We start from the raw sequence: 13,624 nt of genomic DNA, 5'->3' as shown, positions 1-13,624 counted from the left end.
GTGATGGCAGTCAACGCAGCGCCGTCCGGGGAAGCGCCGGCCGGTCGGTTGGCAGGCCGGTGGGTGCCGTGGTTGGTGATTGGCCTGTGGGTGGCGCTGGCGGCGGTGATGGTGCCATTGAGCGGAAAGCTGAGCTCGGTCACTACCGACAGAGCCGTGGACACCCTGCCGGCCGGTGCCGAGTCCACCAAGGTGGCGGTGCTGGAGGACAGTCTCCCCGGCGGGGAGGACAACACGTTCGTGTTCGTGTACCACCGCGCCGGCGGCATGACCGACGCCGACCGCGCGACGGCCGAGCGCCACTACAACACTCTTGCCAAGCGGTACCCGCCGAAGGTGGCGGCCCCGGCCGGCGAGGACGACGAGGGCCCACCGACAAGACTCTCCACCAACGGCAAGGCGATGATGTTCACCCTCGACGTGAGCACGACCTACGGCGCACCGGAGGCCATCGTCGGGCCGTTGCGTGACGCCGCGAAGGACCGCCCCGCCGGCCTGGAACTCGACGTGACCGGCCCGGCCGCGGTCGACGGCGACATGGACGCCGTCTTCGACGGCATCGACCTGCAGGTCTTCCTCACCACCGTCGTCGTCGTAACGCTCCTACTCATTCTCACCTACCGCAGCCCGGTGTTGTGGTTCATTCCGCTGGTGGTCGTAAGCGCGGCCGCACTGACCGCGATGGCGACCGTCTACCTGCTCGTCAAAGGCTTCGGCATCGTGGTCAACGACCAGAACTCGGCGCTGCTGACGATCCTGGTATTCGGCGTCGGCACGGACTACGCGCTGTTGCTCATCGCTCGATATCGGGAGGCACTGCACCACCACGAGAACGTCCGGGTTGCGATGATTCACGCGTTGCGTGGCGCGGCGCCGGCGATCGTCGCGTCCGCGGCCACCGTGGTCGCCGGCCTGCTCTGCCTGCTCGTCGCGGACCTGAACAGCACCAGCGGGTTGGGCCCGATCGGTGCGGCCGGCATTCTGTGCGCGCTGGTGGCCATGCTGACGCTGTTCCCGGCGGTGCTCGTGGTGCTCGGCAGGCGGATCTTCTGGCCGGCCATCCCGCGGTTCAGCACGACCGTGGAGCTGAAGCAGGGGCTGTGGGGACGGCTTGGCACCGCCATCAGCCGCCGCCGGTGGGTGGCGACGCTCGGCTCGCTCGGAGTCCTCGGCGTGCTCGCCCTCGGGCTGGCGGGCAATACCGGCGCCCTGCGGGAGCAGGACCAGTTCCTGTCCGCGCCGGAGTCGGTGACCGGCTTCACCGTTCTCCGCCAGCACTTCCCGGAGCTCGGCGGCCAGCCGATGACGATCTTCACGCGGCCGGCGTACCAGGAGCGGGTGCGCGACATCGTCAAGGGCACCCGAGGTGTGGCCATGACCGTCCCGGGTCAGACCAAGGGTGGCTGGGCCGACATCTCCGTGTTCCCGACGGACGCGCCGGACACCGTCGCGGAGTACGACACGATCAAGCGGGTGCGCACCGCCGTGCATGCGGTGAGCGGGGCGGAGGCGATCGTCGGCGGGCCGAGTGCGGAGAACCTCGACACCGAGGTGACCACCAGCCGCGACGAGAAGCTGGTGATCCCGCTGGTGCTCGCCGTCGTCCTGATCGTGCTCGGGCTGCTGCTGCGCGCGATCGTGGCCCCGTTGGTCCTGATGGCGACCGTGGTCGTCTCATTCGCCGCAGCCTTCGGCGGCAGCGTGTTCGTCTTCGACACGATCCTCGGGTTCAAGGGCGTCGACTATTCGGTGCCGCTGCTGGCATTCCTGTTCCTGGTGGCGCTCGGCGTCGACTACAACATCTTCCTGGCCAGCCGTGCCCGGGAGGAGGCCGTGCGTCTCGGCACCAGAGAGGGCATGCTCAAAGCCCTCTCCGCCACCGGTGGCGTCATCACCTCGGCAGGCCTGGTCCTGGCGGCCACGTTCGCGGTCCTCGTCTCACTTCCGCTGGTGATGCTGATCGAGGTCGGGTTCCTGGTCGCCTTCGGCGTGCTGCTCGACGCCCTGCTGGTGCGATCGGTCCTGGTGCCCGCCCTCACCCTGCTGATCGGCCGGCGGATGTGGTGGCCGAGCCGGCTGTCCCGACCGGTGGAGCCGCCGGACGGGCAACAGCCGCTCGCCGACGACGAGGAGCCCGCGCTGCAACGGTGAGCGCGGCGGCACGGGCGAGATCCGGGACGGAGCCTCAGGGCCGTCCCGGATCTTTTTCATGGTCCGGCGGTTGGCCGCGTGATTCGACCGGGCGGGGCCGCGGCCGGAAGGTCGACCCGAAGCAGCGCGCCACCGCGTGCGGAGCGGGCGACGGTGGCCCGGCCGCCGTGGGCGTCGACGACCCGCTGAACGATCGACAGCCCCAGACCGGATCCTGGCAACGCCCGGGCGCTGTCGGCACGGTAGAACCGGTCGAACACCCGCGGTACGTCGACGGCGTCGATGCCCGGCCCGGCGTCATCGACCTCGAGCACCGCCGACGCGCCCTCGGCACGGAGCCGGACCTGGACCGGCTGGTCCGCGGGGGACCACTTGGCGGCGTTGTCGATGAGGTTGAGCACGGCCCGTTGGAGCGCAGCGGGACGCCCGCTCACCCACACCGAGGTGACGTCGAGCGCGACCTCGATGTCGGGCACGCGGGAACGCGCCCGGGTCGCGGCGTGCACCACCACGTCGGCGAGGTCGAGCAGGTCGGTGCTCTCGTCGGTGACGTCACCGCGCGCCAGGTCGGTCAGTTCGGCGGCGAGGGTGCTCAACTCGGCTACCTGGGCGCCGAGGTCGTTGAGCAGCCGGGTCCGGCTCTCCGCCGGCAGCGCGCTGTCCAGGGTGCCGCGCCGATCGAGCCGGATCAGCAGTTCGGCGTTGAGGCGCAGGCTGGTGAGCGGGGTCTTGAGCTCGTGGGCGGCGTCTTCGGCGAGCAGCCGCTGGGCCCGCCGGGAGTCCCGGAGTGCGGCGAGCATGTCGTTGATCGACTGGATCAGCCGCCGGATCTCCCCGCCGCCTTCATCCGGGATGTCGGCGTCGAGATCCTGGGTGTGCGCGACGCGTACCGCGGCGGCGGTCAGCCGGTCGATCGGTGCCAGCCCGGTCCGCGCCACGGTCCGCCCGACAAGGGCGCCGCCGACCACGCAGAGCAGCCCGATCAGCAGCATGCCGAACCCGAACCGGTTGATCGGGCTGTCGTTGGCGACGCGGGCCACCTGGACCGCACCGTCGCCCGCCCGCAGCGTGTAGATGAGGTAGCCGTCCTCGTCGATGTCGTTCGACTCCATCAGGTCGGCCGACGCGCCCTGCGCCACGCGCCCGGCGTGCTCGCTGACCGGGGGCAGCGCGGGTTGGCCGGCCGGCGTCCGGGTCGATCCGTCGGGCAGGATGACCCGCACCAGTCGAACGGATCCGGGATACGGCGGTAGCTGGACCTGCGCCAGACCGGCGCGCTCCGCGTCCGTCGCCAGGACGCGGGAGTCGGCGCGCAGCTGATCCTCGGCGGCGTCCCGCAGCTCCCAGTCCAGCAGCTCGCTGGCCACCTGGAAGGCCATGAACACGCTGACCGCGATGGCCGTCGCCGCGATCACCGTCAGCCTGGTCCGCAGTGACCGCCGGCGCCACCATCGGGTCAGCCGGCGCGGTTTCCGGCCGGCGGGCCTGCTCACGGAGGACTCTCCCGCAACGTGTATCCCAGGCCGCGCAGCGTGTAGATCAATCGCGGCTCACCCTCGGCCTCCATCTTGCGGCGCAGGTAGCTCACGTACACCTGGAGGTTGTTGGCGGTGGCGCTCATGTCGAAGCCCCAGATCGCCTCGAACAGCGCGTCGCGGGTCAACACCCGGGTCGCGTTACGCACGAGGACCTCCAGGAGGGAGAACTCGGTCCGGGTCAGGCGCAGCGGCCGCCCGCCTCGCCACGCCTCGAACCTGTCGGGATCGAGCCGGACGTCGGCGAACGACAGGACCTGCGACTCCCCGTCGCCCGGCGTGCGCCGGCGCAGCAAGGCCCGCACCCGGGCCAGCAACTCCTCGGTGGCGAACGGCTTGGGCAGGTAGTCGTCGGCGCCCGCGTCCAGCCCTGCGACCCGGTCCGAGACCTGGTCACGAGCGGTCAGCATCAGCACCGGCAGATCCCGACCCGCCGCCCGCAACCGCCGGCAGGTCTCCAACCCGCCGAGGCGGGGCATCATCACGTCAAGGATCAGCAGATCCAGCGTGTCACCGCCGGCTCCACCGACCCCGTCGAGCACGGCGAGACCGTTGGCGACGGTGCTGGTGTCGTAACCCTCGACCTGGAGAACCCGCTCCAGCGACTCACGGATGGCCGCGTCGTCATCCGCGATCATGATCCGCACGCCGACGCGCCCCCTTCCAATCGATGCTTTTGCCGCTCATAATCCCCGATCAACCTGAGGCCAGGATTAAAGGTCGGGCGCACGGTGGACCGCAGCATCCCATCGCCATGATCAGGTGCACCGTTCTCGTCATGAGCGAGCGTGCCTCCCGGGGGGATGACCTGAACCTTCGAAGGTCTATGCCTTCGGGTGTGCCGAAGAGGTCGCCACAGAGGATGCGCTGCTCCGGGCCGGTGATGTGCTTTGACTGGAGCTCACCGCGTTGCCTGACTGCGGCAGGCGCTGGCCGCGGAGGCTGGATTGGGATACTGCAGCGATGACGGTCAAGGCGCTCATCTTCGACTTCGACGGCCTGCTGATGGACACGGAGACGACGCTGCTGGAGAGCTGGCGTTGGGAGTGGCGGCGGCATGGCCTGGAACTCGATCCGGCCGGCTTCTTCGCCGACCATGGCGGCGACGCGAACGAGCCGCGTTACGCCGCGCTCGCCGCAACGGTCGGACCGGCCTACGACCGCGAGTCCAGTCACGCGCTGCGGATGGCGTATCGGGCGGAACTGAACGCGGCGCTGGAGCCGGCACCGGGCATCGTCGGCTGGCTGGACCGGGCTGCGGAGCTGGGGCTGCGGCTCGCGGTGGCGAGCAGTTCACCGGTCACCCACGTGAGGACGATGCTCGATCGGGCCGGGCTGCGGGCGCGGTTCGAGGTGCTGGCGACCGGCGAGGAGGTGGCCGCACACAAGCCGGATCCGGCCGTGTATCTGCTGGCCCTGGACCGGCTCGGGCTGCCGGCGGAGGAGGCGGTCGCATTCGAGGACACCGCGCACGGCATGGCGGCGGCGCACGCGGCCGGGCTGCGGTGCGTGGCAGTGCCGAACCCGCATGCGGACGGCGCCCACTTCACGGCCGCGGACATGCTGCTGCCCAGTGCCGCGGAGCTGTCCCTGGACGCGGTCTTGGCGGGACTGGCCCGGCGCGTCGGCAGTTTCCGGTGAGCGGGAGCCGGCGCAGACGCCCGTTCAGTGTGTCGGTGGTTGCCGGGTCGCCGGACTCAACTCGACATGTGTGGACGCCATTCTGCGTCTACGACGGGCACCCGGAAGGCTGACCCACTCCAGCCGTGACGGTCCCCCGAGCGTCCGCACGCCTCGGCGATTCACTCGATCACTGACTCCATTGCTGTGCACAAGCAGAAAGGCCACCAGCCTGCCCATTCGGGCGGCTGCCGAGTGACTCCTTGCGATGGAATCATGATCGGGTGACGCCCTTCCACATCGATGTGCCCGAAGCCGTCCTGGACGACCTGCGAGCTCGGCTTTCGCGGACAAGGCTCGCGGCAGCCGCCCCAGGAGAGCCGTGGGCCGCCGGCACCGACCCTGGGTACCTGGCAGGTCTGATGCGGTACTGGCTCGACGGATTCGACTGGCGTGCGGTCGAGCGTGCCCTCAATCGGTACCCTCAGTTCGTCACCACGGTCCGAGGCACGCCGGTCCACTTCGTTCATGTTCGCTCGGCATCGCCCGACGCCACGGCGCTGACCCTGACCCATGGCTGGCCCAGCACGTACACGGAGATGCTGCCCCTGGTGTCCCGGCTCGCAGACTTCGACCTCGTCATACCGAGCCTGCCCGGTTTCGTCTTCTCCGGTCCACTCGCCGAGGGCCCGACGACCGAGGCGGCTGTCGCGGACGTGTGGGCTGAGCTGATGACCCGTTTGGGCTACGACCGCTTCGGCGCCTACGGTGGCGATATCGGGTCCGGCGTGTCGACGTGGCTCGGCGCCCGCCACCCAGATCGGGTCATCGGGGTCTTCTCGCAGCACATCAAGTTCCCGCCAGCGGACCGCAGGGGCGACCTCAGCCCAGCCGAGGAGGCGTTCATCGCCATGCTCGACGCGAAGGCCCAAGATGACTGGGGCTACGGAATCCTCCAGGAAACACGGCCCGACACCCTTGCGGCCGCGCTGAGCGACTCGCCGTCCGGACTGGCCGCCTGGATCATCGAGAAGTACCAGCGCTGGAGCGACTGTGGCGGTGACATCTCCCGCCGGTTCGGCTTCGACGAACTGCTGACCACCGTGATGCTGTACTGGGTCACCAACTGCATCGGCACGTCCTTCCGGCCCTACCGTGACGACCGCCTAGCCCCACATCTGCCAATGGTCGCCGTACCCGCCGGTATCACGGTCAGCGTGGAGGACGCCGGCCTGCCCCGGTCGTTCGCCGAACGCACCTACGCCAACCTCACCCACTGGCACGAGCCCAGGGTCGGCGGCCACTTCTTCGCCCAGGAGGAGCCCGACCTGCTCGCTGCCGACCTGCGCGCCTTCTTCAGCGCGCTGCGGTAATCCAGGAGCGGCCTGTCGTTGGGGCCTGCTGGGCGAGGCGGTGGCGTCGGTGCTCGGCCGATTCGTGTTCCAACGCGCGATGCCGTCCGCCCTGTTCCTAGCCCTGTCCCACATGCCGCTCTCCGGGTTCGCCGGCCGCCCCCTGCTCGCCTTTGGGGTGAGCACGGCCGCGGTCGTCGGGTTCGGCTGGGCCGGCGCGAGCTGGCTGTTCGGTCGCAAGCCCGGCGAACGGCCGATCTGGGGCATGGCCGCCGGGTACGTACCGCTGACCAGCGGATCCATCGTCCTATTGCCGGTCTCCGGCGTATTCCGGTCGGCCCCCTCGTGCCCTCATGCCGTGGTGGCGGGACGGTGGGTACGCACGCGCGGCGGCAGGCGGGTCTGGCAGGAGTGGGCGCCGACAGCCTGCCCCGCCGGCCACCCCGTCCCGCTGCGTGCCCACGGTGGTGCCCGGCCGGCTGCCGCTGGATGGGGCGTGTGTGGAGCTGCCGGCAGGAGGAGTGCCCGCGGGTGGTGGTCGACCCCCATCACCTGCCGCGCTGCCCGTTGGCCGGATCCGAGGGGGCCACAGCCGTCAACGGGGCGACGGTTGACCCCGGCCGGCAGCCCGCCAGATCGGCCCCGCCTCGTGTGTCAGAGAACCCACCCAGAACGCGAGCTAGCGTTACAAGCTGGAGTATCCGCACGTCACGGGGCGGGACGGTATCGCAGCCAGCCGGATTGCGGAAGGTTTCACCGCGCCGCCCTCGACGCCGGAGCCGACCCGGCGGTGGTCACCGGCTGGATCGCGCAGACCCAGGCTGAACGCGCCCGCGCGGAAGCAGACCTCCCCGCAAACGCGGGCACCCCCGCGCGCAGGATGAGCCGAGCAGAAATCACAGCCCTGGTGGACGCGTTCGGCGACATCACCGCCGTGCTCCGCGACGCCGACCCGGCCGACGTCTACCGGCAACTCGGTCTCCGGCTGAACTACCAGCCTGGAACGCAAACGGTGCGCGCTGCAGTCGATCTCAGCACGCACCGTGAAGCAAATATCTGGTGTCCGAGGGGCGACACGACCCATTGCCCCACCGCCGATGACGCTCAGCGCAACTCTGAAGCTCACGCAAGTCTAGGTGTGGTGGTGACCTCTTCGGCGGAGCCCGAAGAGGTCACCGGCCTGAAGGGCTCGCTCAGGACGTTGCCCGTGGGATCGGTCTCCCAGATGACGGAACTGCGGGGGATTTCAGCCTGCTCACCCGAGACGCTCTACGTCGATCCGCCGCCGCTGCAGGCGCGGCGTTAGGCAACCCGAGGCGCCGGCCGGGCCAGCCACCTTGGGAACAGCGCCACGTGACCACATCGCCCAACGCGATGCGCTGACCGAACTCAGCCCGCTACTCAACGACCGGCTCGACGACCGATGGAGCCGGGTGGCGGCCGCACGCGCTCTCGCCCGCCTCGGCATCCCGACCGCGGACCTGACCGTACCGCTCGTCGCCGGTGTCACCGACTACGCCGGACGGTACGGCCTGGCAACGATTCTGGAACTACACGCTGTCGAGACGATTCCCCATCTGATTGAACTCGTCGACGGCGACAACCGCCTCGCGGTCACCAGCCTTGCCGACCATTTGGTCTGGGCCGACGAACTGCTGAGCAACCGAATCCGCGCCACAATCACCGCCCTCAATCCCGACTAGCCGGTCGTGTTACCCGATATCTGACACAGATCCGTCACGCGTCAAGTGGAGCCCCACATCCCGGCGGTCGGCCGTCCGGCCTCGGGACCTGCGTGACACATCGGTATCAGGATCTGCGTGACGTCGACTGGCGGCCGGTGCACTCGGACTTGCCGCTGTCACCGAGCGTGGAGTTCAGGCCGTCGGCCCAGTCATCATCGGCGAGCCCCGCCGCAACCAACACGTCGCGCCAGTCCTCCTGGGCCAGGACCACAGCATCAAGGAAGCGTCGGCTATCTCCCCGAGACAGGAAGACCACGGCAGCTTGAACACGCTCGACGCCTTCGGCGCTGCTGCCCGGTCCCAAATGCACGAGATCCGCCAACAGGTCCAGGACGGCTTCGACCTCAGACGGTCCGAAGCGCGCCCGGACCCACACCTGCAATCGATCGCTCACCATAGACCCGAGTATGCCCAGGATCGCCAACCCGACAGGTAGCCAGCTCTGGCGGTAGATCAGCTAGCCGGGCGTTGGCCACTCACGTCGTGGATGCCGTGGCGTTCCGGTGCTACCGGCGGCTGGCTTGGTGTTCGAGGAGGTCTTCCGCGTCTGCCCGGGCCTCGGGCGACGCCGCCGAATGTCCGACCGCTTGTCGCAGCAGCTCAAGCCACTGGGGGGCGTCGGAGCGGTCGGTGTTGAGTAGTCGGTTGGCCATCCAGACGGTCAACGGGGTCGGCTTGCGCCGCAACGATTCGGCGAGCAGCGAAGGGTAGCCGCTCCATGCCTCCAGGGTGTGCACGATCGGGCCTGGACTACCCATGTCCGCGTCGTCGAGGCGCTCCATGAGTGAGTAGAGCAGCGGTGCCCACCGCTCCGGGTCGTCCCGTTCGACCAGCTCGGCACAGATCGTCTGTAGCCGGTCGGCACCGTCGGCGTTGACGTTCATCGGGTGGAAGTCGAGCAGCGTGAGCGCCTCCAGCTCGGCGGCAATCCCAGTCAAGTTCCGGCTCATTGCTCAAAGCCTAAGGCCATTGCCAGCTGACCCCTGCTCACACCATCGCCCCCCTCAGAGCACAGTTGCCACCCGACCGTGAACGTCGCGGACGTTCCCGCGAGGCTGTCCGCCCGGGCCCGGGTGTTCGCCACCGGTCACGGTCCAAGACCGATCAGGGTCCCAAGACCGACCCGCTCGACGCCCGCGCCGTCGCTGTGGTCGCCCTGCACACCGAAGGGCTGCGGCTGCCATTGGTGCGGCACGGGTGTCCGGCACACTGATCGCATGGCTCTCCCGTACCCGTGTGTCTGTTGCGGCTATCGCACGTTGGGGGATCATCGATGCGGGCTGGCCTCGTGATTGGCGCCGGCAGGCCGCAGTTCATCAGCCGGCGCCAGCCAGTCGGGAGGCTGGAGGCTTTACCTCTTTGGTATCCACTGGGAGGTCACGCCGCACCGCTCGAACTCCATCACCGCAAGTCAAAGCCCTCGCCTCTGTCCGGCATCGGTAAGCACTTCGGGCGCGGAGACCTCTTCGCCAACCCGCACCCAATCTGCTCCCAGATGCAAGGCCAGGCCAACCAACGGCTCCTTACCGCCTTGACCTGTGCACACTCCTCTGCCAGGTGACATAGAGACTTGTCTATTGCTGCGCCAAACCGCGGCGAAGCACGTCAACCGTCCCTGCTGGCGCGCTGGACTTGACGGTGTGGTTAGGCCCTGCCGGGGTCGGCGCCCGCACGACGTTGCCCTGCAAGCCCTCGGTAACGGGCTCGCCGTACCCCGAGCGCGCGGCATGGCACGCCGGTCGGACGGTGGCTAGGTCCTACGGGTGGCGCAGCCGCGAGGTGAGGAGTTCGTCTAGTTCGGAGCCGAAGTCCTTCGCGTCGACGTCACCCTCATAGACCAAGGCGACCTGTCCCGGCCGCAGGTCCGGGGTCAGACAGTAACTCAACAATCCGCCGTCCGAGCTGATCTGCAACAACCGGGTCGACTCGATGTCGGCCTCCCAGCCGTCGATGCCCTCCGGCCAGTCGGCGAGGTCCGCCAGCGTCTCCATGTGCCGGGGGCGTACCGGCCCGTACGACAACCGGCTGCCCGAGACGAAGCCGGCGTGCACCTCGCGCAGAAAGACCCGCAGCGGCTCGGGGAAGCTATCCCAAAAGGGTGGCGGTTCACCGAAGCTACGCGGGTCGTAGCCGACCCAGCCGACGTACCCGCCGTCGTCGGCCCGTCCGACGTAGACCAACACCGGGCAGTCATCGGTGATAGCAGCTTGGACGTCGACGAAACGCGTGCGCAGCGCCTCGGCGAACCGGGGCATCAGATCGAGCAGGCCCTGGTTCCACAACGCCGCTGCGGTGCGGCATCGGTTCGCCGGATCGGTGGAGCGGGCGATTGGCCGCCACTGCGCAGGAATCCGGGACAGCTCGGTCGAATCTGGGCCGACGAGGGCCAGGGACCACTTCTCCAAGCCGGCCCCGACCGCGATCGGATCCGTCACGTCACTCCCCGTCAACCCTGAATCTTCAGCAGCCGGTCGATGATAGCTTGCAACTGCTCGCTGACCTCGTCGGCGAGGGCGACCTGCTCGTCTTTCCACTTCGGATCGGCCTTCGCCATGCCGGCCACGCTGCGAGATTGCTTTGACTTGTTGGCGCTGTCCGACAGCCACTGGAAGTTGACCGGGGAGCGGGTGACGACGTACATGCTATCCGGGCTGAGCCGGGTGAAGCCCGGCATATTGACGATCTGTGCCAGCGGGACGATGTGGTCGGGCGAGGCCTTGGAGTCGCCGTCGGCGTTCGTCCCAAAGACCTTCGAGCGGGGGTACGCCGGGTCTGGCGCACCGACGACCGGTCTCGGATCGCCCCGCAGCGTGGCGTTGCCGACCCCCGGTGGCGGGTTGCGGTAGCGCAACGCCTCCCAGAGCGGCTCGACCGGGGTCCCCTTGACGGTCCAGTTCTTCCCGACGGACGGGGGCGGCGGCGGGGTCCAGCTCGCGGGGATCCGCGCCTTCGCGGCAATTATCTTCGCGCGAAGGTCGCTCGGCAGCGGTTCGAGTTCCAGCGAGGTGTTCGCCGAGTCGGCCAACTCGCCCATCACCGCGATGCAGGTCTTGAGATTGGCGATCGCGGCGGCCTGCTCCGCCTTGAGCTTGGCAGCATCGGCGTTATATGCCGCCAGGGCCCCCGACTGCCGGGGCACTTGGAAGACGTGCGGCTTGGCGTTGTGCGCGGTGACCCGCTGCCGCACCGCATGCAGCGCCGCAGTCTGCGACGCACATAGACTGGCCGGTGGTGATGGTGCCGCCGCGGCCGGTGGACCGAAGGCAAGCACGACTGCGAACGTGACGACCGCAGCCAGTACCCGAACCAGACCGCCGCTCCGATGCCTCAATCCCGGCACGTTCCATCCACCCCCGCAGTCGGGTCCACCCCGTCCAGCCCGACGGTACCGGCCATTGTCCACATCAGATGAACCTCACCCGGTCGAGTTGTCCCGGGTCGGTAGCCTCGGAGACCCGGACGGATGCCCCCGGTGAAGATGTCGACCGACGAGAGGGCCCGAGATGTCGCAGCCGGACGACTCGGCGGATCAGCCAACACCCGCTTCGACGCCGCCTACGGCGGCGCCTCCCGCCGAGACCCCCACGTCCGACCCGATTCCGCCGCATTTCTCCGCCCCGAACGCGCCTACGTCCGGTCCGCGGTACGCCGCCTCGGACCCGCCACACCCGGGACCTGTCCCGGCGTACGCGGCTTCGGGCCCGCCGTACCAGGGGGCAGGGACGCCGCCTTACGGGAGCCGCAAGGGTGGGTCGTTGCGGTGGTGGCTGCTCGGCGGGGCGGCGGCCGTGCTGGCCGTGGCGGTCGCGGCCGGCGTCGTGGTGTGGGTGCTGGGGGCCCGCTCCAACAGCGACGAAGCCGTGATCGACAAGTTGGTCAGTGACTTCGCCATCGCGGTCGACCAGGACGACCAAGACAAGATCCTCGGCTTGCTGTGCGCCGAGGAGGCCCTCGACATCACCGAGGACGACGACTACGACCCGGCCAACAACGGTGGCCCGATCGTCGACCCGGGGCCCGAACGCCCGGTTAAGGCCAGCGACATCCGGGTCACCGGTAATACCGCCAGCGCCCGGATCACCCGCCCCGACCAGCCCGACAGCACCCTAACCTTCCGTAAGGAGTCGGGGCACTGGCGGGTCTGCGCCCCGGCCGGCGACCCGGCTACGCCCACTCCCACACCAACCGGCTGACGCAGCCCTCCCGGGAGCAGCAACGCCTGACCACTTCGACCTCTACTAGGAGGTCACGCCGCACCGGACAGCGTCAAACAGGGGTCCCCGCCTTCACCTGGACCACCTACTCGAGGGCATCTTGCATGGGGCCTGGCTGCCCTACCGGCACCGCGACCGTGTTAGCTGGATCCCTGCGGATGCGCATACCACGGTCGCTGGCGAACGGGGCGGCACCGTCAAGCTCGCCGAAACCGCACGCGACCCCCGCCGCGACGAGACGGCGGAACGCGCCTGCGAGCGGCGATACGGTCCGGACGTCGCGCAGGCCGAAGCGTCCGAGATGAGAAGCCTGCCCTTGTGCTGCGGTATCAAACCGCCCGGGCGAGCCGGTCAGCCGCTGGTCCTCGCCTGCCAGCTCTGCAGCAACTCCCCTACCTACTGGCGCCGAGTCGAACTCGACGGGACGCGGTCCAGCGCCCACCAATGATCTGGCCCTCAGACCCGGACGGCTGCGGCCAACCTACCTGACCTCGAACGGAGTGTCGGCTCCCCGGATCCCCGGCTCGTAACTGGGCTGCGGTGGATACTCCCGCAGTCGTTCCTCGGCAGATCGCGGACGCCGGCCCGAGGTACGGCCATCGGAGCAGCCATCTCCCCGCCGCAACGGACATGGCTCACGGCCGGGCCCACCAGAATGGGGATCAGAAACAACCCCCGACGTAAACGGACTCCCCACCACGGCTTGGACGCACTAACCTCGGAGGCCGGCCTGCCCAACGTGCGGCGCCGGTACCGCACGTCACTGACCCAGGGATGGCAGAACCGTTCGAGCCGGGCCAGGCTCCGGGGAGCCCGCTCATTGTGTGCGGGCTCCCGAAACGGCTCAACCGAGGCCCAACAGTTCAGCTGCAGAGCCGCGGATCGCGGCTACCTATTGACTGGTGGTACGACCGCAGCCCGGCCAGGCTTGGTCGAGGTGACCGGTGGGGTCGCTCTCATCGCGGCTGCCCACCGCAGGTTGGTGTGGCTCTCATCTGGCGTGCGCC

At 69.2% G+C, this 13,624-nt stretch carries 12 protein-coding genes; 6 read left to right on the top strand and 6 right to left on the bottom strand.

The window, feature by feature from the left end; translation table 11 throughout:
- The first annotated feature begins 3 nt into the window (after window positions 1-3).
- Window positions 4-2,151, top strand: coding sequence for an MMPL family transporter (locus tag KBX46_RS31710; RefSeq protein ID WP_210795725.1), 2,148 nt, complete (start codon window positions 4-6; stop codon window positions 2,149-2,151).
- A gap of 56 nt (window positions 2,152-2,207) precedes the next feature.
- On the opposite strand, the gene KBX46_RS31705 is transcribed toward KBX46_RS31710, so the two are convergent.
- Both KBX46_RS31705 and KBX46_RS31700 read right to left on the bottom strand, forming a co-directional pair.
- Window positions 2,208-3,644, bottom strand: coding sequence for a HAMP domain-containing sensor histidine kinase (locus KBX46_RS31705; protein WP_210795723.1), 1,437 nt, complete (start codon window positions 3,642-3,644; stop codon window positions 2,208-2,210).
- Window positions 3,641-4,324, bottom strand: coding sequence for a response regulator transcription factor (locus KBX46_RS31700; protein WP_172862064.1), 684 nt, complete (start codon window positions 4,322-4,324; stop codon window positions 3,641-3,643). Before KBX46_RS31700 ends, KBX46_RS31705 begins: the two co-directional genes overlap by 4 nt.
- 325 nt (window positions 4,325-4,649) lie before the next feature.
- Between KBX46_RS31700 and KBX46_RS31695 the strand changes: the two genes are divergently transcribed.
- From KBX46_RS31695 to KBX46_RS31680, 4 genes are all read left to right on the top strand, one after another.
- Window positions 4,650-5,327, top strand: a complete 678-nt coding sequence (locus KBX46_RS31695; protein ID WP_210795721.1) for an HAD family phosphatase — start codon at window positions 4,650-4,652, stop codon at window positions 5,325-5,327.
- Window positions 5,328-5,590: 263 nt separating this feature from the next.
- On the top strand, window positions 5,591-6,679 hold the full coding sequence (locus KBX46_RS31690) for an epoxide hydrolase family protein (protein ID WP_210795719.1): 1,089 nt from the start codon (window positions 5,591-5,593) through the stop codon (window positions 6,677-6,679).
- Between the two features lie 769 nt (window positions 6,680-7,448).
- Window positions 7,449-7,964, top strand: a complete 516-nt coding sequence (locus KBX46_RS31685) for a hypothetical protein (protein WP_210795717.1) — start codon at window positions 7,449-7,451, stop codon at window positions 7,962-7,964.
- Window positions 7,965-8,091: 127 nt separating this feature from the next.
- Window positions 8,092-8,361, top strand: coding sequence for a hypothetical protein (locus tag KBX46_RS31680; protein ID WP_210795716.1), 270 nt, complete (start codon window positions 8,092-8,094; stop codon window positions 8,359-8,361).
- Window positions 8,362-8,467: 106 nt separating this feature from the next.
- Here KBX46_RS31680 and KBX46_RS31675 read toward each other — a convergent pair whose 3' ends face one another.
- From KBX46_RS31675 to KBX46_RS31660, 4 genes are all read right to left on the bottom strand, one after another.
- Window positions 8,468-8,800 (bottom strand): hypothetical protein, encoded by a 333-nt coding sequence (locus KBX46_RS31675; protein ID WP_210795714.1) that lies wholly within the window; start codon window positions 8,798-8,800, stop codon window positions 8,468-8,470.
- A gap of 109 nt (window positions 8,801-8,909) precedes the next feature.
- The gene (locus KBX46_RS31670) at window positions 8,910-9,353 is read right to left on the bottom strand and encodes a hypothetical protein (protein WP_210795712.1); all 444 of its coding nucleotides are present in this window, start codon (window positions 9,351-9,353) and stop codon (window positions 8,910-8,912) included.
- 807 nt (window positions 9,354-10,160) lie between these two features.
- Window positions 10,161-10,838 (bottom strand): hypothetical protein, encoded by a 678-nt coding sequence (locus tag KBX46_RS31665; RefSeq protein WP_210795709.1) that lies wholly within the window; start codon window positions 10,836-10,838, stop codon window positions 10,161-10,163.
- An 11-nt stretch (window positions 10,839-10,849) separates the two neighbouring features.
- Complete coding sequence (locus KBX46_RS31660; protein ID WP_210795707.1) at window positions 10,850-11,674, bottom strand: hypothetical protein; 825 nt, start codon at window positions 11,672-11,674, stop codon at window positions 10,850-10,852.
- Between the two features lie 484 nt (window positions 11,675-12,158).
- Between KBX46_RS31660 and KBX46_RS31655 the strand changes: the two genes are divergently transcribed.
- Window positions 12,159-12,596: a hypothetical protein gene (locus KBX46_RS31655; protein WP_210795705.1), complete on the top strand. Its 438-nt coding sequence runs from the start codon at window positions 12,159-12,161 to the stop codon at window positions 12,594-12,596.
- Window positions 12,597-13,624: the final 1,028 nt, after the last annotated feature.

The sequence above is a fragment of the Micromonospora sp. C81 genome (assembly GCF_018070425.1).
Taxonomy (GTDB): domain Bacteria; phylum Actinomycetota; class Actinomycetes; order Mycobacteriales; family Micromonosporaceae; genus Micromonospora; species Micromonospora zamorensis.
Note: the sequence above shows the minus strand (reverse complement) of the source record. Positions and strands in the feature narration are given on the sequence as shown.

Coding starts and splice junctions, on each gene's coding strand:
- KBX46_RS31710 (WP_210795725.1), top strand. CDS start 4: ATGGCAGTCAACGCAGCGCCGTCCGGGGAAGCGCCGGCCGGTCGGTTG.
- KBX46_RS31700 (WP_172862064.1), bottom strand. CDS start 4,324: ATGATCGCGGATGACGACGCGGCCATCCGTGAGTCGCTGGAGCGGGTT.
- KBX46_RS31695 (WP_210795721.1), top strand. CDS start 4,650: ATGACGGTCAAGGCGCTCATCTTCGACTTCGACGGCCTGCTGATGGAC.
- KBX46_RS31675 (WP_210795714.1), bottom strand. CDS start 8,800: ATGGTGAGCGATCGATTGCAGGTGTGGGTCCGGGCGCGCTTCGGACCG.
- KBX46_RS31670 (WP_210795712.1), bottom strand. CDS start 9,353: ATGAGCCGGAACTTGACTGGGATTGCCGCCGAGCTGGAGGCGCTCACG.